This window comes from Paenibacillus solani (assembly GCF_050475945.1).
GTDB lineage: Bacteria > Bacillota > Bacilli > Paenibacillales > Paenibacillaceae > Paenibacillus_AQ > Paenibacillus_AQ solani_A.
On record NZ_JBCMXJ010000029.1, the window covers coordinates 56,759 to 81,062 of the forward strand.

General features: G+C 46.1%; 27 protein-coding genes. 4 read left to right on the plus strand and 23 right to left on the minus strand.

Annotated features, from left to right (window positions below; genetic code table 11):
* The first annotated feature begins 149 nt into the window (after positions 1-149).
* A complete protein-coding gene (locus tag ABEQ74_RS29505; protein WP_430125855.1) occupies positions 150-1,823 on the plus strand; it encodes a sensor histidine kinase in 1,674 nt (557 codons plus the stop codon).
* Complete coding sequence (locus tag ABEQ74_RS29510; protein WP_430125857.1) at positions 1,824-3,389, plus strand: response regulator transcription factor; 1,566 nt, start codon at positions 1,824-1,826, stop codon at positions 3,387-3,389.
* Between the two features lie 182 nt (positions 3,390-3,571).
* Here ABEQ74_RS29510 and ABEQ74_RS29515 read toward each other — a convergent pair whose 3' ends face one another.
* The 5 genes from ABEQ74_RS29515 to ABEQ74_RS29535 all read right to left on the minus strand — a co-directional run bounded on the left by ABEQ74_RS29515 (position 3,572) and on the right by ABEQ74_RS29535 (position 7,648).
* Positions 3,572-4,447, minus strand: a complete 876-nt coding sequence (locus ABEQ74_RS29515; protein ID WP_430125859.1) for a radical SAM/SPASM domain-containing protein — start codon at positions 4,445-4,447, stop codon at positions 3,572-3,574.
* A 261-nt stretch (positions 4,448-4,708) separates the two neighbouring features.
* Positions 4,709-6,151, minus strand: coding sequence for a M56 family metallopeptidase (locus tag ABEQ74_RS29520; protein ID WP_430125902.1), 1,443 nt, complete (start codon positions 6,149-6,151; stop codon positions 4,709-4,711).
* Positions 6,152-6,169: 18 nt separating this feature from the next.
* Positions 6,170-6,544, minus strand: a complete 375-nt coding sequence (locus ABEQ74_RS29525) for a BlaI/MecI/CopY family transcriptional regulator (protein ID WP_430125861.1) — start codon at positions 6,542-6,544, stop codon at positions 6,170-6,172.
* Positions 6,545-6,802: 258 nt separating this feature from the next.
* Positions 6,803-7,030: a hypothetical protein gene (locus ABEQ74_RS29530; protein WP_430125863.1), complete on the minus strand. Its 228-nt coding sequence runs from the start codon at positions 7,028-7,030 to the stop codon at positions 6,803-6,805.
* Positions 7,031-7,138: 108 nt separating this feature from the next.
* Entirely contained in the window at positions 7,139-7,648 is a 510-nt protein-coding gene (locus ABEQ74_RS29535) for a DUF4241 domain-containing protein (RefSeq protein ID WP_430125865.1), read from the minus strand.
* A 219-nt stretch (positions 7,649-7,867) separates the two neighbouring features.
* Here ABEQ74_RS29535 and ABEQ74_RS29540 point away from each other — a divergent pair, with 219 nt between their 5' ends.
* Positions 7,868-9,241, plus strand: coding sequence for a helix-turn-helix domain-containing protein (locus tag ABEQ74_RS29540; protein WP_430125867.1), 1,374 nt, complete (start codon positions 7,868-7,870; stop codon positions 9,239-9,241).
* 43 nt (positions 9,242-9,284) lie between these two features.
* Positions 9,285-10,016, plus strand: a complete 732-nt coding sequence (locus ABEQ74_RS29545; protein WP_430125869.1) for a hypothetical protein — start codon at positions 9,285-9,287, stop codon at positions 10,014-10,016.
* Positions 10,017-10,277: 261 nt separating this feature from the next.
* On the opposite strand, the gene ABEQ74_RS29550 is transcribed toward ABEQ74_RS29545, so the two are convergent.
* The 18 genes from ABEQ74_RS29550 to ABEQ74_RS29635 form a co-directional block, all read right to left on the minus strand.
* The gene (locus ABEQ74_RS29550) at positions 10,278-10,937 is read right to left on the minus strand and encodes a response regulator (RefSeq protein ID WP_430125871.1); all 660 of its coding nucleotides are present in this window, start codon (positions 10,935-10,937) and stop codon (positions 10,278-10,280) included.
* Entirely contained in the window at positions 10,912-13,293 is a 2,382-nt protein-coding gene (locus ABEQ74_RS29555; protein WP_430125873.1) for a sensor histidine kinase, read from the minus strand. Before ABEQ74_RS29555 ends, ABEQ74_RS29550 begins: the two co-directional genes overlap by 26 nt.
* A gap of 51 nt (positions 13,294-13,344) precedes the next feature.
* Positions 13,345-13,521, minus strand: coding sequence for a competence pheromone ComX (comX, locus tag ABEQ74_RS29560; RefSeq protein WP_430125875.1), 177 nt, complete (start codon positions 13,519-13,521; stop codon positions 13,345-13,347).
* 179 nt (positions 13,522-13,700) lie between these two features.
* Positions 13,701-14,621: a polyprenyl synthetase family protein gene (locus ABEQ74_RS29565; protein ID WP_321178253.1), complete on the minus strand. Its 921-nt coding sequence runs from the start codon at positions 14,619-14,621 to the stop codon at positions 13,701-13,703.
* 132 nt (positions 14,622-14,753) lie between these two features.
* Complete coding sequence (locus ABEQ74_RS29570) at positions 14,754-15,131, minus strand: GntR family transcriptional regulator (RefSeq protein WP_430125876.1); 378 nt, start codon at positions 15,129-15,131, stop codon at positions 14,754-14,756.
* Positions 15,132-15,146: 15 nt separating this feature from the next.
* The gene (locus ABEQ74_RS29575) at positions 15,147-15,341 is read right to left on the minus strand and encodes a DUF4177 domain-containing protein (protein ID WP_053489769.1); all 195 of its coding nucleotides are present in this window, start codon (positions 15,339-15,341) and stop codon (positions 15,147-15,149) included.
* Positions 15,320-16,087: a hypothetical protein gene (locus ABEQ74_RS29580; RefSeq protein ID WP_430125878.1), complete on the minus strand. Its 768-nt coding sequence runs from the start codon at positions 16,085-16,087 to the stop codon at positions 15,320-15,322. Before ABEQ74_RS29580 ends, ABEQ74_RS29575 begins: the two co-directional genes overlap by 22 nt.
* A gap of 40 nt (positions 16,088-16,127) precedes the next feature.
* Positions 16,128-17,510 (minus strand): YcaO-like family protein, encoded by a 1,383-nt coding sequence (locus ABEQ74_RS29585; protein ID WP_430125880.1) that lies wholly within the window; start codon positions 17,508-17,510, stop codon positions 16,128-16,130.
* On the minus strand, positions 17,507-18,109 hold the full coding sequence (locus ABEQ74_RS29590; RefSeq protein ID WP_430125882.1) for a TOMM precursor leader peptide-binding protein: 603 nt from the start codon (positions 18,107-18,109) through the stop codon (positions 17,507-17,509). Before ABEQ74_RS29590 ends, ABEQ74_RS29585 begins: the two co-directional genes overlap by 4 nt.
* The gene (gene mpaM, locus ABEQ74_RS29595; protein ID WP_430125884.1) at positions 18,106-18,930 is read right to left on the minus strand and encodes a daptide-type RiPP biosynthesis methyltransferase; all 825 of its coding nucleotides are present in this window, start codon (positions 18,928-18,930) and stop codon (positions 18,106-18,108) included. The genes ABEQ74_RS29590 and mpaM overlap by 4 nt, the downstream gene beginning before the upstream one ends.
* 20 nt (positions 18,931-18,950) lie before the next feature.
* On the minus strand, positions 18,951-19,790 hold the full coding sequence (locus tag ABEQ74_RS29600; protein ID WP_430125886.1) for an SDR family NAD(P)-dependent oxidoreductase: 840 nt from the start codon (positions 19,788-19,790) through the stop codon (positions 18,951-18,953).
* Between the two features lie 19 nt (positions 19,791-19,809).
* The gene (locus ABEQ74_RS29605) at positions 19,810-21,048 is read right to left on the minus strand and encodes an ABC transporter permease (RefSeq protein ID WP_430125888.1); all 1,239 of its coding nucleotides are present in this window, start codon (positions 21,046-21,048) and stop codon (positions 19,810-19,812) included.
* Positions 21,045-21,944: an ABC transporter ATP-binding protein gene (locus ABEQ74_RS29610; RefSeq protein ID WP_430125890.1), complete on the minus strand. Its 900-nt coding sequence runs from the start codon at positions 21,942-21,944 to the stop codon at positions 21,045-21,047. The genes ABEQ74_RS29605 and ABEQ74_RS29610 overlap by 4 nt, the downstream gene beginning before the upstream one ends.
* A 3-nt stretch (positions 21,945-21,947) precedes the next feature.
* Complete coding sequence (gene mpaP, locus ABEQ74_RS29615) at positions 21,948-23,105, minus strand: daptide biosynthesis intramembrane metalloprotease (RefSeq protein WP_430125892.1); 1,158 nt, start codon at positions 23,103-23,105, stop codon at positions 21,948-21,950.
* Positions 23,106-23,200: 95 nt separating this feature from the next.
* Positions 23,201-23,338 carry a daptide-type RiPP gene (locus ABEQ74_RS29620; RefSeq protein ID WP_165593355.1) on the minus strand — a complete coding sequence of 46 codons (138 nt, stop codon included), beginning with the start codon at positions 23,336-23,338 and terminating at the stop codon, positions 23,201-23,203.
* 82 nt (positions 23,339-23,420) lie between these two features.
* The gene (locus tag ABEQ74_RS29625) at positions 23,421-23,555 is read right to left on the minus strand and encodes a daptide-type RiPP (protein WP_430125894.1); all 135 of its coding nucleotides are present in this window, start codon (positions 23,553-23,555) and stop codon (positions 23,421-23,423) included.
* Between the two features lie 73 nt (positions 23,556-23,628).
* A complete protein-coding gene (locus ABEQ74_RS29630; RefSeq protein WP_321178257.1) occupies positions 23,629-23,751 on the minus strand; it encodes a hypothetical protein in 123 nt (40 codons plus the stop codon).
* Between the two features lie 210 nt (positions 23,752-23,961).
* Positions 23,962-24,078 carry a daptide-type RiPP gene (locus ABEQ74_RS29635; protein WP_321178258.1) on the minus strand — a complete coding sequence of 39 codons (117 nt, stop codon included), beginning with the start codon at positions 24,076-24,078 and terminating at the stop codon, positions 23,962-23,964.
* Positions 24,079-24,304 lie beyond the last annotated feature (226 nt).

A 24,304-nucleotide genomic window follows, 5' to 3' on the forward strand; every position in this document is an offset into this window, starting at 1 on the left:
ACAAGAAGCACAGCACGGGTATACATCTCCTTGCTAGCCGATTGTCCTTTTTTGGAATCATGAATTCCATGGAAATAACTTGCTCAGCCTGTTCCAGCTCTCTTGCGTGATATAATATATGAACATATTAAATCCTAGGTGGCCACATCATGAGAAGAAAGTTCAGCGCTTCATTTAAAATGAATATCTTTCGCGCTTTATTGCTGATTACATTCCCGCTTATCGGAATGCTGTTGGTGTTCAACTTTTATTCCTATCACGCCTTTAACGCAAAATTTGTCGAATCAAATCAGCAATCCTTCGCATTGTATGCGCAAAATTTGCAAAATGATCTGGATGCTATTGATAATTTTCTGTCAAACGTTGCCGTAAGCGATTACAATTATATAACGCTGAACAGTCCGGTCAGTGCGCTTCGCGCTCATCTGGCTTCTCATGAAATTATGACGCAATTCAATACGGCTCTGAACTCATATGACTTGGCTAACGCTTTTTTTATATATAGTGCAGTCAATAATACCTATCGCGATATGTTCGACAATGGGTATAATTACGAAACGAAGGAAGCCATTCGGCAGCATATGCATACCTTGACGCAGCGATCCGAGAACTATTATAACGCAGGCTGGCTCGCTTTCGAGGTTGAAGAGAAAACCTATCTGTTCAAGCTGCTTGGTAAAGACGGCACTTATGCCGCAGTTATGGTGGATTTTGATCAGATTCATTCGATGGATCTTGTGCAAAAAGGGACCGAGGTTATTTACGCTGACACCCAAGGTGCCCCGCTAACGAACAAAGCTTTTGTGGCAGATCATGAGCTTAAATTAAGCGAGAACAACAATGATTATATTCTGATCAGCCAGCCCCTTCGCAATTCGGAGGTGCAGTTGATCTTTGCCGTCCCGAAGCCCGATGTGTTTAAGGGGAGCCTCGCTCTGCTGTTCGGGTTATCCCTGCTCACCATCTTATTAGTAACGATCAGCTTGTTCTTCTTCAACCGGTCCCTCCTATCCCCTTGGCATCGCCTGATGACCAGCATTGGCAAAGGCTCTGAACAAGAGCTAAGGGAAGAGTATCGCATTGAAGAGTTTAAGCAGGTCGGCGCGGCTTTTAATAATCTGACAACCCAGGTCAACCACTTGAAGATTGTCGCCTATGAACATGAGATTGAACGGCAGAAGGCGGAGCTGCAGCATCTACAGCTGCAAATTCGCCCCCATTTCTTCCTTAACTGCTTGAAAAGCCTGTACGGGATGGCCCAGCAGCAAAGCTATGAGCGCATTCAGCATATGATCCTGGCGATATCCAACCATCTGCGCTACAATTTCAAGGATAATTTGCAGCTGGTCTCCCTGCAGGAGGAACTGGACCATGTTCTTAACTATATTCGAATCCAGCAAATTGCCCATCATGTCCCGCCGCTCTGCGAATGCAGTATCGACAGTTCCCTGAAAGATTTCATGATACCGCCTCTATCCATTCAGGCCTTTGTCGAGAACAGTATCAAATACGCAACGAAGCCGAATGAGCAGCTGCGGATTGAGATCAAGGCAATTCTGCTGGAGAGCGACGATGGAGATTATGCCGACATCACTATCCAGGATAACGGTAACGGCTTCGCGGATTCCACTCTGCAAGAGCTGAACCATGGGGACAGCAGCTTCTATAAGGACAAGCATATCGGGATCAGTAATGTACGTCATCGCTTGTCGATGCTGTATGGAGGTCGGGCGATGATTGCCTTTTTCAACACAGAAAGTGGTGCAGTTGCTGAGATGATAATCCCGATCCATGAAAGAATAAGAGACAAGGAGGAAGCTTAAGTGAACGTACTCGTTGTGGATGATCAATATGACGTTGTGCAAGGGGTTATTGCAGGAGTCAATTGGCAGGAGCTGCGCATCGACCATGTGTATCCGGCATATGGCCCGGACGAAGCCAGAATGTTATTGACGAACCATCAAGTGCATATTATGCTGTGCGACATCGAAATGCCGCTGGAGAACGGACTGGAGTTGTTCAAATGGGCAAAAGCCCAGTTTCCCGCCATCGAGTGCATCTTCCTCTCCTCTTATTCCGAATTTGAATATGCTCAGGAAGCGATTCAGCTTGGCAGCTTCGATTACATCCTCCAGCCTGCAAGGTACGAAGATATCCAAGCCTCCGTTGAGCGTGCGATTCATAAGATTCATGCTAACACCCATGTACAGCAAATTTACGAGTACGGCGCATATTGGCGGCAAAATGAAGAGCTTCTGCTGGAGAACTGTGTTCGCAGCTTCATGCTCGATTCCGGAAAACATCCGCAGTTGCTGCTGCGAGACTTAAGCAATATCCAGATTTCCGTCTCTTCGCATGCCAAGTTCGCAACCATCCTGATCCAGCTCACGAAATCAGATCCGAATAAGGAGCCCATTAAATATGAGATGAGAAGCATTCTATCTAAGCTGGTAGAGCCTTATCATCTGGGCCTCCTGTTCGTGCAGCTGGACCAGGTCAACTATCTGGCACTTCTATATACCGACGGCGCATTCGATGCTCCGCTCCCGGATGTAATGAAGCAGTTTATAGACACGGCTCAGAATGAGCTTGGCTGCTCGGCGGCATGCTACATCTCCGATATCGGGGAACCGGAGAAGCTCAGGCTGCATTATAAAGCACTCTGCCATATGCGGCAGCAGAATGTCGCTTTGTACAGCAAGGTCTTTACGATGCAGCATTTAGAAAAGATTAAGGATAGCTCCTACTCATTCCCCAGCATGCAGAACTGGTCCATGCTGATCGGCCACAGCAGCGTCAAAACCGTGCGGGAGCAGATCCATAGCTATCTTCATCAGCAAAAGCAGCTCGGGATTATATCTGCTGAGTTTCTGGCCCGGTTTCATCAGGATTATATCCAGATATTCCTGACCGCTGCGAACCAGCTGAAGCTCGAGGTGAACGATATCTTCTTCGAGCAATATCCATATGCTGACTATATTGAAGCTTATACATCCCTTGAGAAAATGATCGAACTGATCAACTTTACACTGGATTATATTGAAGAGCACATCGGTAAAGGGCAGCATACCTTATCTCCTATTGACCGGGCCATAGATTATATCAATCAGAACATCGAGAAGAACTTCAGCCGGGCGGAAGTAGCCGAGGCCATCTATCTCAATCCGGAATATTTATCCCGCTTGTTCAAGAGAGAGAAGGGCGTATCCCTGAACGACTTTATCATCACAAGGAAGATGGAAATCTCGAAATCGCTGCTGACGAGCACGAATATTCCCGTGCATCTCATTGCATCCAAGGTGGGTTACTCGAACTTCTCTTATTTTTCACAAGTGTTTAAGAAGCACTGCGGGCTTACTCCGCTCGAATACCGGCAGCATGGGAGCTGAAGGGATGCCAGGCCCTTAACCGCCTTGGTACCCATCACCCCTGTTACGATCATTTAGGCCAAGCCTCAAGCAAGCTTAAGAAAAAAATGAAAACAGCCTCTTCGCAGACGGTGCGAACAGAGGCTGTTTTGTGATGAGTGCAGTATTAAAGATAACGCCGCTGACGGCAGGCTAATCCTAAGTTAAGCTCCAAACCGCTGCCGATACCCGCATTTTCTGCATAGCTCCTCAACGGCTTCCCGGCGTGAAAATCCATCCACGAGGTTGTTCGCCCGCTCCCCATCGACAATATCCGAGAAGGACTTCTGATGGATATTGCCCAAATTGATGACACCTTCCCCATCCAGGCAACATGGTACGACCGTCCCGTCTACGAGGATGGCCGCCTGGCTGCGAAGCGCATGGCAGAAGCCTTTGCCTTCATCCTCCGGGGCTGTGAGGCTCGGCCACTGGAACTCATAATCCTGGTTCAGATAGACACGGTCGGCCACCTTCACGCCACCGCCGGGTTCAACCTTCTCCTCGATTCGATAGTCCAGATTAAATTCCTGCTCCAGAATTTCAAGCGTTTGGCGGTTGCGGCTCTTCTCGAGGTTCGTTTGGTTGTCCTGGGTCAGGTTCCACAAACGGAAGGAGAAGATCACCTTATGTTCCTCGGCCGCGCGGACAAAGGATAGAATATCCCTTAGGTATCCCTCTCGGTTCGTAGAACCCTCGTGTCCATCGAAGCTGTGGAGCGAGAAGTTCATCTGTCTTAAAGCAGGCTTGCCCAGCAGCTTGTGCTGGTTCTTCGCGATCAACGTGCCGTTGGTCGTGATGTTGACCTTGAACCCTTTTTCATGACTAATGTCCAGCAGCTCGTCGATCTTCGGATGGAGCAAGGGCTCCCCCTTCACGTGCAAGTAGATATAGCTGGTGTGCGGCTTGATCTCGTCCAATCTTCTCGCAAAATCCTCTACCTTAATGAAGTTAGCCTTGCGCTCCGTCGGCGGGCAGAAGTGGCAGGCCAAATTGCAAATACTCGTAATCTCTATGTAAACTTTCTTAAATGTCTTCAAGTTGTTACTCCCCTATCCCATATCTATAATCCCATGATGATCTGCTAGCTTAATCGCTTCGTAATCCTTCATATCGTACCATAGGCGGGGCTATTACAGCTACAACAACAGATGCTATCTGATTCCATTCTATATAAAGTGAAAGAAGAGGGAGCGCCCTCTTCATTCGTTTTTGCTCTACTTAATGTTCATCGTTTATGTTTGAATGCGTCACTCATCAGCATCAATCACACTCAGCAAATTCTTCAAAGGTCATGGATCTTATCGTAATGGAAGCACCTTGGGGGTCTCGATTGGATGAGAATTATAACCCTCGTCGACAGGACGAGCTTCTGTTGGAGGAGCTACAACATGGTTTCCTTCACTCTCAGCGACCGCCTCCGAAGGGGCAGCTTCTGTTGGATAATCCACAACATGGTTTCCTTTATTCTTAACTTCAGCCACAGGGCGAGCTTCTGTTGGATAAGCAACAGCATCATTTCCTTCTTTCTCAACTACAGCTGCAGGACGAGTTTCTTTGGGATAATCCACGACATTGCTTCCTTCAGCGACAGCTTCAGGAGCAGCTTCTTGTGGATAAGCTACAACATCGTTTCCTTCATTCTCAACTACGGTCTCAGAAGGTACCGCTTTAGGGGCCACTTCTCTTGGTTTAGCTTCCGGCTGGCTTTCCTCTTGTCCAATGACTTTGGGCGTATTGTTAGAAGCCCATGCCGCTGCGGATGTGCTAATTGCAGCAACCAAAAACACCGCTGCTATCGTGAGATACATTGTTTTCTTTTTTTGTTTCTTTACATTAAGCATCATCATTAATCTCCTTTTTAATTGTTTGCCATCACTGGATAAGGAGGCACAAAATTGCACGGGTAAATTCCTTGATCCTGTCATGACGCTTAAGATCGTCTCCCCATAGCGTTTTCGCTCGGCATGGGACATCTCTTTTACGACTTCTTCATCACAAGACAGCTCGCTCCATATATGAATGTCCTTGCGAAGAATGTGCACCAAAGGGTTAAACCAATGTATGGCACTTACTCCTAGCGTGAACGCTTTGACCCATAAATCTTTCCGTTTCAAATGGATCAGCTCATGATGGATCACCAGATCCATGTTAATGGTATTCTCTATAGGGAGATAAATGGTTGGTTTCCACAGGCCAACAAGAACAGGACTCCGAATGATGGAGCTGTATGCAAGTCTAACGGTGCTTTTCACACCAAGGTCTTCCTTGATGAAAGAGAGCTGTTTAGCTGCTTCGCTGCTTATCGGAACAGTGGTACGCGTATGTTCTAGTTTCTTTAAAAATCTGCGGTAACAGTACATTTGCCATGCAGCAAAAACTATAGCGCCGATTGCCCATAAAATAATAAGAGGAAGGACTACGTTTGCTGATATGGTCAGTTCTGGGATGAGCTGCTTCGGATGAGTCCCTGAATATTGACCGGGCAGCGCATGTTGCACAGTTGAAGGTAACTCGTTCACGATAGGGACGTTTGCTGTTAAATTAAATGTAAAAGACGACGAGATCCACTGAATACCAAGAACTACGGGTAAAAGATAAAAGCCTATTGCCATTTTGCTAATTCCATAGCGCCACTTTGTTGGAAAGACATTGATAGATACGATCCGTAGTACAAGAATACTCGCTACGACGGCACTTCCAGAAACGGTAAGGGTAGACAGCATTTCAAGAATAGTACTCATAAGCATCTTAAGCACCCCCTACTTTTGCGAAAACCATTGCTTCAGCTCTACAATATCTTCATCTGAAAGCTTTTCGCCGTCATACAAAGCTGATATTAGATTTTTAACTGAGCCTTGATATAATTCGTCCAGGACGTGCTGCGTTTCCATGAGCTTATAATCTTCAGGCGAAATGCGAGGTATATATTTATTTGTCCGTCCATGCCTCGTAGCCGTAAGTGCCCCTTTGTCCACCAAGCGAGATAAGAAGGTGGAAATGGTCTGCGCCTTCCATTCTCTGCCTCGCTGGGCAAATAGAGCGAGCAATTCGGTGGATGTAACAGGCGGTGTACACTCCCAAATCACCTCCATTAGCTCCATTTCAGTATCCGATAATTTTTGAACCTGGTTCACGGTGAACACCTCTTTACGTCGTTATGCGTCCATAACGAACTTAATTACTACATAGTGTAGTGATTATAACCTACTACATCACGTAGTAGTATGTCAAGCGAAGGGAGTTGAAATTTATTACTACATAAAACTTATACCAAAATTAAAAGAACCGCGCGGATGCGCGGTTCTTTACCTAATATGAACCAACATAATGGAGGTCACCGGACCCCCGGGTCCTCTTATGCTGACTCACACAGATGATCTTGCTAAGGCCTGTTACTTTGATTCTTTGTCGTCATTTTCTGCAGCATCGCCAGCTTTGTTACCCAATACTGCCCCTGCGATACCACCCGCAATGGTGCCGATTGGACCTAGAACGGAGCCTACAGCAGCACCCGCAACGCCACCACCAGCAGTGCCCAGGGCTTCTCCAGCGTTGATACCCTTGTCGTTGTTGTCACGCTCAGAATCAGTTCTTTGATTGCGTTCGTTATTGTTAGCCATCCATCTCACTCCCTCGGAATTGTGATAGGAACAACCCCTTCTGGCTTGCCAGACGCGGTTCCAAACCATATCTTGCCCCAACCCATGGGAAAGAATTCTTTTAAACAACTAACGCTTAATAAACACAATCTTGACGGCAATCACTTGATCCTGCTGATTTACTGCCTTGTATACGCCGTATGCGCCGTCACCCATGCCGGTACGTGACACAACGCCGCCATCGAGGACACCTGCTTCTTCGCCACTCTCGGTAATATCGCAGCAGGCGTAATACCATGCCGTATCTGTGCTGTCCGCTGACGTATCCACGTCAGGAACTCGGAACTTTGGCTTGTCAAAAATACCTGCTTGTCCGCTATCCACTCCTGCCACAAAAGGACATTTGATCCATTCCAGGATCTCTCCCTGCTTAGCAGCGGACATATGGTAAGCGGTTAGCTTGGCATTGGCTTCGCCCCAGTCCGGGATCTCCAACTTCTCGACTTCCGAGACCCATGTCCCATCCATAACAGACTCCAGCAGGCCCATAATGACCGTGTTTGCATTCAATTCATAACAAGGATCCGCGACAACCAATTGTCCGGAACTCACTTCGAAATTGCCCAGTTGAATGATCAATGAAGATACCTCCAATATGTGCGTATAATATGTTATTTTACCATGTAAAAAAGGAATGTTCCCGGTTACCTCTTAAGAGTCATCCATACTTTGTTCATTTTATATTGACATTTCCAGCAAAATTAACAGTTAAGTATTGACCCATCACGTATAAATGCATTAGATTACTTATATACGTCATTTTCCTGAATATGGAATTAAAGGTTGGGGGTGTGATCATTGATATCTATAGACAGAACGATCAGTACGGAGGTATTACGTTACTTGCAGAAGGAGAAGCTCAGTCTCTCCTCGTTTGCCATGAAATCGGGTATCAATTCGGGAACACTCAGCCGTTTCATTAATGGCAACCAGCCCCTATCCGTATCAAGCCTAGATCGAATTACGGAAGCGATGAACCTGGAAGAAGGAATCTTTTATTCTTTATATGTATATGAATCAACACCGAATTGGAGGAGACTTGGGCCGTTCATCATGCGATGTGCTGAGCTGGGGAAACTTAACTGTATCGATCAGGCCGTTGATCGGATTATAGATAATCCGGCATATTCATCGCCGCTCTTTGATAGCGCAGAAACACTATATCATAATGGAAAGAGAGAAGCAGCCTTAATCTTGTACAAAAAAGTGGCAGAGAGCGAAAAACACCAGCATGCCGAGCGATTGGCCTTGTGCCAATATCGGATTTTTCTATGTTCTTTAAACTCGGACCAGGAGCATAATCTGAACTGCACGATACGATTTGAAGCTTTTATCAAACGGCTCCCGGAAGGAGTGCAATTAGATGCGTTAAAAGATCTAGCCGATACATGGCTTTCCTTACGCAAATGGAATAAAGCCAAGCACTATACCCAGGAAATGGGACGTATCTCCCGAATGCTGTATGCCAGGAAGCATGATACTTCCAGAACACATAGAAAACAGCCTGAACCAGCTAAGCCGTTGTTTGGCTATATTTTATACTCCGATTTACTGTTAGGCACCATAGCTGAATATAACGATGACTATGATCAGGCGCTTTATCATTTAAGCTGTTACGAGGATCAAAGCTGGATTATCGAATCAGATGAAACGGCCGAACGGACCAAAGCGAAGTTCCGGGATCGGGCCAGAGGCAACCGTTATCTATATGAACTTATGAAGGGTAATATTGACGTACTGGAACCATACACCGAGTTTATCTCTTCAAGGGAGAATGAAGTTTTGAAGGGTTTATTTAAAATCATCAAAGCAGCGAACCTATACCATTTTGAAATCGATGAATATCTTGATAGATTTGAACACCTGATCAAGGCTCATCTTAAACGGCAAGAGCCCATTGGCGGTTACACCGAGCATCTAATGAATGATCGCTTTGCCAGCTTCCTAGCAGATGTCGGTATGTATTATATTCGGAAGAACAACAAACGAAAGGGCCTGCAATATATGCTGGATAGTTTAGAGTTCTCTTATACCAACAACAATGCAATCAACATCGTAAGGTGCTGCACAAGTATGGAGCATATACAAGCTGATCTGAATCCAGACGATCTCGAGAGATATGCTGCGATCCGCAATAAAATAAAGGACAGCGGCACGCTTGTTCTTCTTTAACTTCAAATCCTCATTAATAAAAAAGAATAGGGTGAACACGAAAATGAAAAGCTTAAAAATCGCATTCATCATCATAACTTGCCTCCTTGCCGGCTGCAGTCAGGCGGCGAATGTTCCCGCACAGGATTCAGCCATTCACGTTCCTGATTCGGACGGATCTGGCACAGAGAAACAACAGCTTGAGGCATACTCTCTCCATTTCAAGGAAGCGGCACTTGAAGCACCTGTAAAGAGTATAGATGCAACCGATTTGACTAACGTCTTAACCAAGCAAAAGATTGATGAGTATACGATATACTTTTATGAAGAAAAAGGGTTAAACGAGGAAAATGTGCGCGCGGCTATTGGGATGGGTACGAAGCTCTTCGATATTGGACAAGTTGGTTATGCTGCGCTTGATCCCGACCAATACACAGTCAACCAGGTTCAGGCACTGGATCAGAGTTATATAAAAGTTAACGGAGCATGTGGAGCTAACTGCCCCATAAGTTACTACATCCAACCGGATATAAGTACCCCCATGTCACTCCGGATCGAAGCGCATACGGTGGAAGCAGATGTTGACCAAGATGGAATTAAAGACATTGTCGCGTCAGTTGGCACTGCCGCCGATACCTCCATTTACAAGCTTAGAGATGGCCATATCGTTGTAGCGAATCTTAACGAAACACTGGATGCACAGGCAGTCATCTATGACAACGAGTCCAATACGTTTGGAGACGGAACGCGGAATTGGAGGGTTAAGGAAGAGGGGTTGGTGCGGTTTAGGGAGTAACTCCTTATTGCTTGAAAGTTACCTAACAATGAGGATGTTAAATAGGGACTGGCCATTGAGAACGTATGATGGGCGGCACGGATTGGCCCGCCAAAAAAGAAACCTTGAAAGACAATAAGCCTTTTAAGGTTCGACCCATATCTTTTCAATTGAAGTTGAATAACAAACTATCTTTCGTTAAAAGTGTGCTAACATAAAACCGGTCCATGATGTCGGTGTGTTACCATAACCATCATTGACCGGTTGCTCTGTTCCCCGATTTTATACAAACTCGCTAGAACGAATCAGGCCCAATCTTCTAGCCTCGACGATCGCTTCCGATCGGGAGCGCACGCCCAGCTTCTCAAATATTCGCGTTAGGTTATATTCAACCGTTCGCTGGCTCATCAGCAGTTTGGATGCAATATCCCGATTACTGCTGCCGCTGGCCACTTCCTGCAGTATCTCCTGTTCGCGTTCATTGATGGACACTTCCTCCATCACCTTCTCATTTGCTCCTTGATTCAGACGCACCTCTCTGCGCCGAAGCTGACGTAACAGTGAGACCGGAATCACCGCTTCATCCCGCATCACGCATCGGATTGCATTTAGCAGCTGTTCCCTGCTTGCCGTCTTGCTGACAACCCCGCTGACCCCTGATTCAATTAACATATTGAAATTCGGGCTGATCTCATACCCTGTATAAATGAGTATTCGACTCTCAGGATTTATTTTAATCATCCGTTTCGTAAGTTCAATTCCACTAATGACAGGCATATTCAAATCAAACAGCATGACATCATAGTTCTCTTCGGCAGCGAGCTCCAGAGCCTCCATTCCTGACATAAGTACAGTTACTTGCATTTCCGTATCCTGTTCAATCATATTCTTCGTTCCCTCACCAACAGAGGGATGATCATCCACCAGTAATATTCGAATCATCTTTATCATCCTCACTTTCCACGTCTATACTCGGTGACTCCAACGGCAGCGTAATATTCACTTCTAACCCCTGGCCCATTTCAGATTTGAAGCGGATGCTGCCCTCCAGGCTATGCACCCTTTCCTTAATGCCCGACAAGCCCATATGATGATAAGAATCCTTCAAATCCTCTAACTTGAGTCCGACACCGTCATCTTTATAAGACAGGCAAATTCCCTCGTCTTCCTCCAGCGTAATGAATATATTAGAAGCCTGTGCATGTTTGCTGGCGTTACGAAGAAGCTCTTGCACAATACGAAAAATAGCGAGCATTTGTTCATCGTTTAACTTGACCTTAAAGTTATCTGCCCGGAAATCCACGACATAATTGCTGCGAATCTGTGACTGCTCGAACAAGGTGTTCAGCGCCTCCACGATGCCCATCTCTTGCAGTAATGGAGGGCGTAATTCATTGCATGTTTCTCTGATCTGGTGGATTACATCGAGTAATCCCTCGCGGATATTCCAGAGTTTGAGCTGCAAATCCTCCGACATTTCATAATCCGTCATAACGGACTCCAGTTGACGATACCAGAGCAGTTGATCCTGCAATGCCGAATCATGAAGGTCGGATGCCAGCTTCCGCCGTTCCTTCTCAGATAATCGAAATATGAGTCTTAGCACCCAAGGGGATGTGGAGGATCCCTTTTTCCTCTGAAATTCTTCCTCCAAATCTTCGATTAGGCTTTCTATTAAATATAGATTCTCGTATACGATGGCACTATAGTTGGCCAGTGTTTTCAGCCATGCACGTTCATCGGTATTGTACCTGGTCTGATTATCTTTATTATCCAGCCACAGTATATGAAGGACACTGCCTTTAATGCCAATCACGATGCAGATCCCACGATCCACAGGGACAATCTTGCCGATGGATAACTGCTGAGAGGTTTTAAGAAAAGATGCTATGATCGAATCCCGCAGATTCATCAGTGATTTCCCCAAACTTACATGCTTCAGTTGATCCATCTGAATGTCGAAGAAGGATACATCCCTCACCGGCAGTACCTGGCAAATTTCCTGCTCGAGCACTCGTTCCAGATCCGATCGGTTCATTACTCTCGATATTTGGGTCGAAAACCGATTAAGACTTCCTTGATAATTATGCAGATCCTTGTTAATACGCCCTCTTAATCGGCGATCTGCATATTCCTTCACGAATAGAAACAATATAAGGAGCAGATAGCTGGCCAGAAATAGCTGAACCCAATTCACCCAAGAGTAATTATTCTGACTAAGAATAATGGCCGCCATCACGGATAATAATAGCGTTGGTAAAAACGATAGGCTTGCATAATACTGAAAACGATTAATCAAAAAATCAATATCAAACAACTGCTTAGTTGTGAACATATACAAGTAAACAATTGGAATGGTCAAGAGGAATATGGCTGCGATATGTGACGGTATTATATACTGGCCAAACAGCTCAGGAACAGCATACATAAAGATAAATGGAAAGAAGCCCGTAACATGCCCAACTAGCGTCAGCTTAAACAGGGAACGCAGAGGTCCATAGCGATGCTTGCTAAACTTCTCAATCAATTTATAAATGATAAAAACATTAATTGCGGAGAAGTACACCAATTCGAGGATCGAGATGATCCCTCTAGGAATATAATGTAGTATAAGATTGCTGAGCTCCAAACCGATCGGAACCAGAATGATTCCGTATAGGATATTTAGCCATCGCCGATTAACAAACTTTTCATCATAACGATCAAGATATCGGTTCATAAATAAAATGAAGAATACCGGTACAAGAACAAAGGATGCGGTTAGTGAAAGTCTTCCAACCGGATCTACCCTACCTGAGGAAAATGAACTTAAATAAGCAATACCAATAGACATAAAAAACAGGATGAGCTGTATTGCTGCTTTGTCGCCCTTCTTATGTCTATAGACTATAAGCGACAGGATGGACAATATAAGGATCGAAGTCAGCGGTAAAACAAGCTGCAACACCAGTTCATCAGGTGTCAGGCCTTTATCCACTTCAAGATAAATGTCCAGCAACTCACTGCCGTTTCCTGGGCGGCTTAAGAGAATCGAAGAAGCTCCTTCAATTACATCGTACACCTTGACGGAATAGAAGTCCGCTGCAGGTTTTCCATCGATTTCGACGATAATATCTCCAACCATCAGCTTGCCATAACACCAATACCCTTCAGGCGATTCAGTGACGATGTATTGGTCTTCACTATTTAATGTCACGTCAGCTCCAATAATCGGAGATTTAAGGATCGAAATCGATAAATAACCTGCAAGGATACTAATGAATATCATCAATGCTGCGAATTTGTATTTATATGCCAATGGAGATCCCTCGCAATTGTTAGTCGTCTAGCAACTTTTGTACTTGGTAACTTAGTTCCAATATGCTGCTTTCATCGGTTCCTTGCTCATATCGCCCTGAACACGAAGCACATCCATCAAAGCCTTCTGTTCCACACCACTAATCCCTGCCAGCTGAAGCTCACCCGATTGAACCTTCATCATCGATCCTGCGTCTTGCACCAATGCTTGAATGAATTCCTTTAACATTATAAATCCCTCCATATTGGTTTTATTATTGAATACGCTCTTCTTAAAACCAATATAACAGGGCACCCATATGTTGGAAACGATAACATCCTCCGTATTTCCCGCTAACAGAATTGCGGCATATTGCGTGGATTTGCGGTGGCAGGTTGCGGTGATGGATGATCTAATGTATTTTCAATCTATTCAGCAAAAGCAAGCATCTGTTCTTTCCAATGCGGCTCCACATTCAGCTGCTCGATCAGCTCTAAATAGCGGTAATAATGCGTTTTCATGCGAACTGACGTATACAGCAGCGTTCCTGTCGACTCGATCAAACTCTCTATTTCGCTCTTGCGCTGCATAATATCCTCAAACAGAAGACGCCCTTCATAATAATCTACAATCCAGCGATCTTTATCCGAGACGGATTGCAGCAAGTACAGGGTGGGCAGTGTTTTCTTGCGATTAATAAAGTCATTTTTATGATCCCAGTTGAGCAGATCGCGAATATCATTCTTGATTTGCGCAGCAATTCCCAGCTCTTCTGTATAAAGCTTCACCCCTTCGATCCATTCCCCGGTAGCCAGAACTGTGCCGAGCATGCTGGCTGCAACCAATAGGGCAGCGGATTTCTGAGATACCATGATCATGTAATCTTCTTCTGTATGTATGTCATTGAACAGATCCCTCATTTGGCCGTTTATCGCAATCAGGACCTCCTGACTTAACACCCGGGCTGCCTGCAGTTTTCGTTCAGGAGGGAAGCTTGTTGAGAGGATCATTTCTACGGGGAGTGTAAGCAGCCCAATTCCGATATTCAGAGCGATTTCTGGGGGAAACTGATTCCAAACCATTTTCTCATTATCCTTGTCCTGAATATCGTCAATGATGTCCAGGCTGAGCATCATCATCTCGGCAGCAGCAGCTACGCGATAAATATCCTCATGATCCGTACCGCCGAACATCCGGTAATGAAGCACCGTCATTTTACCTAACAGCATGGATTCCTGAAGCTTATTTTCAAGACATAATATGGCATGCTCATACAGCTGCGTCATATGAAAATAGTTCTGCAAACTGCTTCGCAGCTCCGCCTCTATCATTTCCCCACATCTCTCCAATTGAGAACCTCCCTGCACAGAAATTATATTTTCTTCCATTTACTTAATATATTCCATAACTATGAAGTTTCTCCTTTTTTTCTGTACATATAACAACGATAAAAAACGCCATAAAGGCGTTTTATTCGCTGATCATCCCTCTTCAATTAGCAGCCGATCCAATATGTCCACCATCTGATTAGAGTTGAAATGATACATTTTACCGATCTGTACGGCTTCCTGAAAAGCACGGAGCACTTGCCGCTCGCCCGATTTTCGGATCTTACTGGGGTCATAATTCACAAATGTACCGATCCCTTTCTTTACAAGCAGAAGTCCCTCTCCTTCAAGATCGCCGTACACCCGGCGAACTGTAATCAAACTGCAATCAAGCTGCCCGGCAAGCTCCCGCAGAGAAGGGAGCAGGTCGCCATGGGACAGACTGCCGCTTATAATTAAGCCTTTCAGTTGATCCCGAATTTGCACATACAGCGGCTCGCTGGATTCTTCCCGTATCTGTATGGAAAGCAACTTCTGTTCCATCCGTTAGGACTGGACAGGCCGTTCAAATATTAAGTCGAAATGATTAGCCGTACCAAAACCTTGCGTGCTCGGAGCAAAAATTTGAAACAGTCTCCAGCCCTGCCTTGCATGCTCATGGATAATCTCCTGATAATCCTTCAGTGGTTTATTCTCAAGAAAGCCCTTCAGCTCAATTTTTACAAATTTATATTCGTACATATTAATTCCTCCTCCCGAAATGTAAGAACCGATAATACAACCTCGTAGTAGCCGTCAATTCCAAGCAGTTCATGGACCGCCTTATCATAAAAAGTCATCAGCGGAGAAACGTTGCTGCCGCTCTCCTTCGTGCATTGCAGCAAGCGCTCGGTTAACCGCCCTCCTTCAAGCAAGCTCAGACGATAACCGCGTTCACCAAACAATTTCATCGATCGGTGAAGATTGGAGGTAATAAACACTGCACCATCGCCTTCTTGAACTCCCATGCCCGGATCGAATGCCGCCTCATACCAATTGGAGTCAATCGAGCCCTTAACGAATTCAATATATCCCTCGGCAGGACTACAGTAGAATAGCTCCAGCTCTTGGCTTATTCGATTCTGGGACAGAAGGTAGATGTCCGGACTATCAAGTGAATGAGCCGCACCAAGCTCCAGCAAGCTTTCAAAGTCCTTATACGGCTGAACATTCTCCTGCAATTCATCCAAGCGGTCTGCCAAGTTCGCAATAAAGGGATGCTGCTTTCGGTCCAGTTTTTTCATACTATATCGCGGTGAGGCGTAGTACCGTTTGGCTGGCGTAACCGTCTGATTCATTTGTGAAAACAGTCTCTTCAGCATCTTCATCCGCGAGCGGGTTAACACATCAAACTGCGGGTACAGATTGGAGTTATGATGATAGGTCAGCGCAAGACGCTCCTCTTCGACCTCCTGATCAGACCGCCAATCCATATATTTGATCTGCATATATATCACGTCCTCATCGTTATAATATAGTCCTGCAGCATTAAGGAAACGGATGCGGACTGTTATTCAGATCCTCTGGCCTGATCGGCTCACTTCGCAACCCAAGCTCGACTGGTGTTTTGTAGATTCTGTCGCTCGTTACGAGTCGCTCTTGCTCACTGCGAGGCAGCTGAACGGTGCCAGGAACAATCATTTTGACGACATGGAGTCCGAGTTGACGAACATCATCGGTCGTTACGTCTACACACAACACCTCTAGTCCACGCTTGCTGAGACAATCGACAATGTACTGAAGCCGATCGGTTTCAGGGGCCAAAGCGATAGAAGCATCCCTGTGAATTCCTCGAATTTCATCAGAAGCAACCGTGAATGCCAGCTCTTCATTGGCAAATGGCTGTTCATAATAAGGAAGTCTCAGGCCGTAATCCGTGACTTGATGCGGCAGCAGAGAAGGCAGCGTCTTAGAGTATATCTGCGCCTTATTACCGATAAACAACTGGCTGATTTCCATCAATGTTTTTCGTACGGCGTCTTCCATCGACAAGCGGGCCGAACCGCCTACGGAAACTTTACCATCCCTGGTCTTCAGCAGACCGAAAGCGGATGGAATGCCAATATCGCTTGTCGTATCAACAACGGAAAGGGTAAATTTTGATGGATCGAGTAACTCTTTGAACTGCTCGGATACCGGCGATTCAAAAATATCCAGCCGCGGCAGGGAAAGCGAGTTGTACCACATGATCATAAATGAATCTCGCTCAATAATTTCCAGCAGCCCTGAGATCATTGCTTGCTCCTTCGTACTTCCTGCAGCTGAGCCGGTCATTAAACCGAAACATATGGACTCCTCATCTCCGCTCTGAGGAATATATGAATCCCAGGCTATCGCTGCCGGCACCCATTTGTTGCGTCCGGTCGTGAGACTGTAGCTCTGTATCCAGCGAATCCTGGACTGTTCGGTGAACGGTCGATACGGGAATTGCCATTGTTCATATTGCTCCTTAGTAAACAGGGGCAGTTCATCCGGATGCAGTGCGTCGCCTTCAAGCTCATTCCACGCGGCTAATACCGTACGCTCCGGAATTACGTAAGCAGCGCAGTACCTCTCAACAGCTTCCGCTACTGCGGAGGTATTCGCTTCTTCTGGCGTAAACCCCATCCCGCTTGCAAAGAAATCGATCAGTCCATACTGCTCCTGTCCGAATAGACGGGGGTTAGCCGGTGTCGCCAAGCTGAGGAAAAGCCGTGGATCACCGGGGTCCGAGCTCATATTCATCAGTCCTCTGACGATTCCTCCCTGCGGGCTGATCGCTAATCTCAAATGCTCCGGCAAGGTTGCCGTTAATCCTCTGTTAGCTGAATTATCAGCCTCAAATTGACCTCTACTCCATGCGCCCGACCTGCGAATTAGCGCCCGACTCATGGTTCCAGCACCAGTTCTGCCTCATACCATGACTGCGCAGCCAGATGAGCTTGCTGTCTTGCTCCGCAGGATGGACAAGTTGGCAGTTTATACGCCGGATTCACATCCCCCTGCAGGTGAAAGGGATCAAACTCAATAATATGACCCAGCGACAGCGGCGGAAAGCTATTGGTCTGACGGGTAATCCATTTCACGGCTTCAATTGCAATAATGCCGCTTAGTACAGACCAGGATAAATCAAAAATGGTAGACTTCGATTCTAGAAGCGGAAGCCCGTGAGAGCGAGTCCGCAGCTGTACACATTCAAAGCATGCCGAGCAATTCGGTACAATGATCGGCCCGATCCTACCGGCCGAATTCGAGAATTGAATCGGCAGCCAGGTGATACCTTGCTCAAGAGCATAGGTATTAAAAGCTTCCCCCCGGACTTCCGCCTGGAGGACCAGCGTTAGCTCGGAGTCCGGGTTCACATCCTCAAATTGGCTAACGACTTCGGTCTCAACACCCAGATCCTTCAACAAGCCTTCTATCGTTTCCGCCGTGTTAGCTGCCTCTGGGTCACATACAATAGTTACAAGGTTCCGCTCGCTACTACTCATTGCGGACCGCCTTTCTCAAGAACAAGGCATTTCACATTGCCTTCGCCCTCAAGGTTGTAGGTACGAGTCTCAACAAGTTGGAATGCGGATTCTCCGATCACGCGCAGCAGGTCCTCCTCCGGAAAAAACTTCTTGAAGGTGGAGCCGAAAAAGCGCTTCGTTTCCCCTTGCTGAATGACTTCGGCATAAAAATTCATCACTGCGCTTTGCTTCTCCAGATTTTCTTCCTCGCCCATAAGCACGAATTGCTTGTTCTCCGGTCCAAGATTCAGCGTAATCCCGTTTACCCGTCCCCCGCGCACAGCGGAGTTATGTTCCTGGTTGGACAACACATAATCAAAAATGAACCGCCCTCCATCCTCCAAATGCCGCTCTACTGTTCCGAGCATCCGTCTGAAATCCTCCAGCTCACGCAGTAGACTGATGCTGGTCGCGGACAGTATAATCAGCGGAAATTTCTCACCCAGTTCAAAATCAGTCATATCACCCTGCCGTACATCGATCCGATTTCTCAATCTCGCCGGTAATTGAGACTGCTTCTTGCGACATAGATTGAGCATATCCTCGGACAGGTCGAGCCCGACAACTTGTATCCCGCGGTTCGCCATATGCATCAGGATTCTGCCCGATCCACAAGCAAGTTCAAGAACTTTGCCCTGCCCGGCGTGGCCTCTGGCCTGTTCCAGCAGAAGAGGTATATCATAGTCTGTACGGCCCGCAACGGCTTCATAAAATTCGGAGTAGTAACCTTCATATAAATCAAAATCATAGCTATTCGGCATATTCAAATCTCTTAAATCCTTAAACATTCCAAAATACATTGTCCCACGCCTCCTTTTTTTTATTGAATCGTCCAGCCGCCATCTACGATCAAGTTATGCCCAGTAATCATACCGGCTGCATCTGTGGCCAGAAATAGCACTGCATTCGCTACATCCTCGGGCTCCGCAAATTTGCGAAGCGGAATCTTCGGCAAGTTCGTCCGCTGGAATTGGGCATTCTGGATGATACTCTGATTCGCATCCGTAACGACAAAAGTCGGGGACACCGCGTTGACTCTGATTCCATATTTCGCCCACTCGATGGCCAAAGATTTGGTTAAATGAATCAGGCCTGCCTTGCTTGCACAGTATGGTGCCCGATTCTCGTTAGCAACGACCCCATGCTGCGAGGCAATCATCACGATCGAACCTTTCTTGTTCCGAACCATAATTTTGGCAACTTCCTGAGTGAGAAAGAAGGTTCCCTTCAGGTTGATGTCCACCACGAAGTCCCATTCTTCCCGTGTTAAATTAAGTGCGGGCTGCAGCAGATTTACGCCTGCATTGTTGATCAGATAGCGCAGGTCTACGCCCTGCTCTTCAATAGAGCGAATGCATCGCTCGACGCCTTCATTATTCCGAAGATCCAGCTCTTCACAATACGTACCGACTCCATACCGATCGCGAATCCTGCCGGCTATCGTCTCAGCCTGCTCCATCAGCTCGGGGAGCTCTGTCAGCACCAGAGAAGCTCCCTTCCTCGCAAACTGCTCGGCAATTTCAGCACCGATGCCGCGTCCGGCGCCCGTCACGAGCGCCCATTGACCGACCAGTTTATGTGCCTCTTGATCCAGAACCAGTTCATCTCGAATCTTTGATGTCAAATCCGGATACTCCAGCGCTTTTATATCAATCGCCATAGTGATCCCTCCTCCTTCCTTATAAAGATCTCATCGCTTTGTAAATCAACTTTGGCGTCGGCTTTTGCCCGTAGAGCAGCACGCCGACTTGGTATACCTTGGCAGACAGCCAGCAGGCTCCGAGCGTGCTCAAGAACAGCACAAGTGTCGGGAGCAGAATTTCGATCCATGTCGGGTCTGACATCCCGATCCGGATAAACATCATGAATGGTGTAATGAATGGAATGTAAGAACCGATAAGCGCTGCTGTGCTGTCTGCATCTGCCAGATTGAAGAATGCATAGAACAGACCCAACATCAGCAGTAAAGAAATCGGCATGATCACCTGGTTGAGCTCTTCACTGCGACTGACAAGAGACCCTGCGGCCGCAAACAAAGATGCGTAGAAGAAGTAACCTAACATGAAGAAGACAACGAGCATGGCTACTGTTTTTCCATCAAAGACTGAGAAATCGACCTGGAAGCCAATGAACTCCAATTTGGTACCGGAACCCGAAAACATAAGCATCAGAGAAGCTGAGGCGATGATGATGGAGAACTGCAGCAGTCCTGCGAGCCCAACTCCAAGGATCTTTCCATAGAGCAGTTGGATAGGACTTACTTTGGTGATTAGAATCTCTTTTACCCGGGATCCTTTCTCAATCGATATCGAAGTTGCTACATTAGCACCGAAGAAGTAGATCAAGAAGTAGAGGAGAAACATAATCAAGTAAACGGGTAAGTACATGGTCATCAGCGACTTGCTTCCAACCTTCAGTTCTTCAACCTCCATCTGAACGGAGGCCGTCAGTCTTTCTTTAGCCAAGGGCTCAAGTTCCAGCTTATTCATCTCTGAAAATGTATATAAGGTTTGAACATATCTGTTGAGCTCTGTCAGGTAGCCTGAAGCATCATCCATTTTGTTAACAGTCACGTTTAATACCGGCAGATTGCCTTGTTCACGAATGGTCACAATCCCAAGCACATTGCCCTCTTTCTCCAATTCTGCCTTCTCCTTGGCCAGATCAGCTTCCTGGATGATCCGCCAATTATAGGAATCGGACACTTGCTGCTTAAATCCTTCGGTATCCGTGACAATTCCCGTGGTATCCAGAACCGCGATATCTCCTTCGCTCATATGTTGTATTCCGCCAATAAATTTGGGAAGGAAGACCAAGGCTGCCATGATCAGAATCATAATCACGGTCATGATCTTGAACGCTTTGGAACGGACCCGTTCCATGAATGAATAGCCAAATACTAATCCAAATTGTCTCATGATACATCCCCCACTTTTTCGATAAATATTTCATGCAGCGTCGGTTCCTTGATCTCAAATTTCAATAGATCTATACCCTGACTTGCTAAGCTCTGCAGCAGTTCATTGCCTTGCTCCTCATGTTCAAGAGTAAGCTGCCATTCATGAGCGTTCTGGCTCTCGCCTTGATTGAAACCAAAGGCCGCCAAATGCGGATTCAGGTCGTTCTCACTTCGCAGCACGAGATTCCGTCGTCCGTAAGATTTCTTAATATCCATCAAATTGCCGGATACCATCATTCTGCCTTTTTTCAAAATACAGATCTCCTCACAGAATTGTTCAACATGACCCATCTGATGACTGGAGAATATCATCGTTTTCCCTTTGCTCAGCTGTTCCTTCACTACAGAAGCCAGCATCTCCGAGTTGACCGGATCGAGGCCACTGAATGGTTCATCCAGGATGACCAGCTCCGGATCGTGAATCAACGAGGAAATGATCTGCACCTTCTGCTGATTCCCTTTGGACAGTTGCTCCACCCGTTTATGCTCATGCTCTTCAATCCCGAGACGCTTCAGCCAATCTCGCATCGACTTGATCGCACTCACCCGGTCCATCCCTTCCAATCTTGCAAAATAGACCAGCTGCTCACTCACCTTCTCCTTCGGATACAGGCCCCGCTCTTCCGGTAGGTAGCCAATACTCGGGCGGTTCGCCAGAATCGGAATCCCGTTCCAATGCACATCTCCTGCATCATAATCGACCAGACCGAGTATAGACCGAATGGTCGTTGTCTTGCCCGCTCCATTGCCGCCCAGCAGCCCGAATGCTTTACCGGAATTAGCTGTCAGCGATATTCCGTGCAGTACCGTTGTTTCTCCATAATTTTTCACTAAATTTTTCACTTCAAGTGTCATAATTTACACCGCCTTATTCATTTTGATCATAAATTTGGCACCATGATAGAGCAGTACGCAGGCAATTCCTGCCGTGATGATAAAGCTGGTGGCGCCCAGAAAGGAATACATCCGCTGCTGTATACTGTATAGCCCCCATCCCCAGAAACAAGGTGTGAACAGCGAAGCCGCGAAGCCGTAGACCAGTAAGATACTTCTTTCCTTCATGTTTTGCGATCCTTGTTTGCTTTTTCTCCAAGGAGTAAGAAGTTTGAAGAAAGCCTGAAAAGCTTTAGTGCGGAGATTGGTGATCCCAAGTCCGTGACTCAACATCCAATATCCGTCTAGCTTCACCAGCGGTAGCATATTGATCATGCTCAGCCCCAGATTTGCAATCCCATATAAGAAAAGCACCGGAATTGGCATTTGATAGCTGGCGAGTGTGTAATAGAGCACAAATGCGATCGAGGTCATGATCCACTGACTGAAGATCCCTGCGAACAATACGGACAGCTTATGCCTCTTCTTCTTAAACTTGTAGGTATCACTCACATCGCAATACATCGCCGGACTTAAGTAGAACAGCATCACTCCCATCTGCTTGACACGCCCTCCATAATATTTGCATGCCATTCCGTGAGCGAACTCGTGTACAACCGTTGTTAGCAGCAGCATAATATAGATCATGACGTAGCTTCCGAATCCAAACTGATCAAACGAAATACCGTTTATAATGGTTTCATCGCGGACAAGCAAAGTTCCTGCCGTCAATATGAGGAGGGTATACAGAATAATAGCGACCGGATGCAATAGAGCACGAATTACAGGCATCATTGACGTTAACCATGAATCCGGATTGACTGACAGGAACTTGATGGCCGTAATATCATCGAATTTCCAATTCAGCTTCCACTTTTTCTGTGAATCACCGTTGGTCTCGGCCGGAGTGCTATCAAGAAAGCCCCATTCCTTGAACTTGTCGTACAAAAACGATCTTTCCTCATCCGTCAGACTACCTATATACTGACTTTTCGCAGATTCTAAATCTGCTTCCTGTGTTAGCAGGCGCAGGAATTCAAGCTCCCTCACACCTAACTTCACATATTTATGACTGGCTATATGTTGAACCAAGTATTGACCGTTGTCGGTCTCATGAACTTCCAAATGTCTTGCTAGTTCCATCAATTTTCACCTCATACTTTCATTAGTATTATGTAATTCTCCTCTCCCGCCGGCTATCACCTGACGAGAGAGGAGCCTTGAAACAAATTCAGGTATTAAGTCAATGCGATAACTGCAACGACTCCACCAGCGATGACCACACCTGCAGCCACACCTTCAACAAAGTCTCTTGCGTTACCTGGTGCAGAAACGTCCTCCAACAGCTCCATTTGCAAATTCAGCGTATTATTCATTCTCATCTTCTCCTTATAAATTAGATTTGGTATTGGATTCATTGCAGATAAATTAATAAGTGCCTCTTAAGTAAGGTTAATTCTAAGTCAGGACTACGATCGCCGCTCCTGTAATGATACCAACGCCTACAACTACGCCAGCCAGATATGCTCCATCTCCAGGTGCTGTTACGGATTCCATTTCCTCGAATTGCAAAGCCAGTGCTTGATTTGTCATTTTAAATTCCTCCATTTAATTAGTTTTTTTGAAAATATTTATGAATTGAATTGTTAGATGTGTCTTTATTGGATTATGTCAAGGCGATACCGATTCCGATGCCTATAGCTATACCAATGGCAACATCAGTCGCGTCGACAGCTGGAGCTGCCACAGCTTCCATTACTTCGAATTGCAAGGACAGGTTCTTTTGCATTTAGCTCACCTCCTTTGCAGCAACTTGTATTGCAGTATTGGAAAATTTGGAATTAGAACAGTTTGGTAATCGGATCGATAATCGGTGGAATCACCGGCAATAACGGTATCACTGGACCGATGATGATTGGCCATATATGCATCATTTCACTCACCTCCCAGACAGCGAATTTGGAATGTACTTGTATAGATCACCTCAGTTAGCTGAGAATTATGTCAGTGCTACGCCGATTCCCACGCCTACAGCTACACCGATTGCTACTTCATACCAGCTCGGAGCTGCTACAGCTTCCATTTCTTCGAATTGCAAGGACAGATTCTTTTGCATTTAGCTCACCTCCTTTGCGTTAACATGTATTGATTGCAGTGATAATTTGAAAATTGGAATTAGAACAGTTTGACAATCGGATCAATAATCGTAATCGGTGGAATCACCGGCAACAACGGAATCACAGGTCCAATGATTGGCCATATTCGCAGCATTACACTCACCTCCCAAGCAGAGAATTTGGATTGATTTTATATCGATCACCTCAGTTGTCTGAGAATTATGT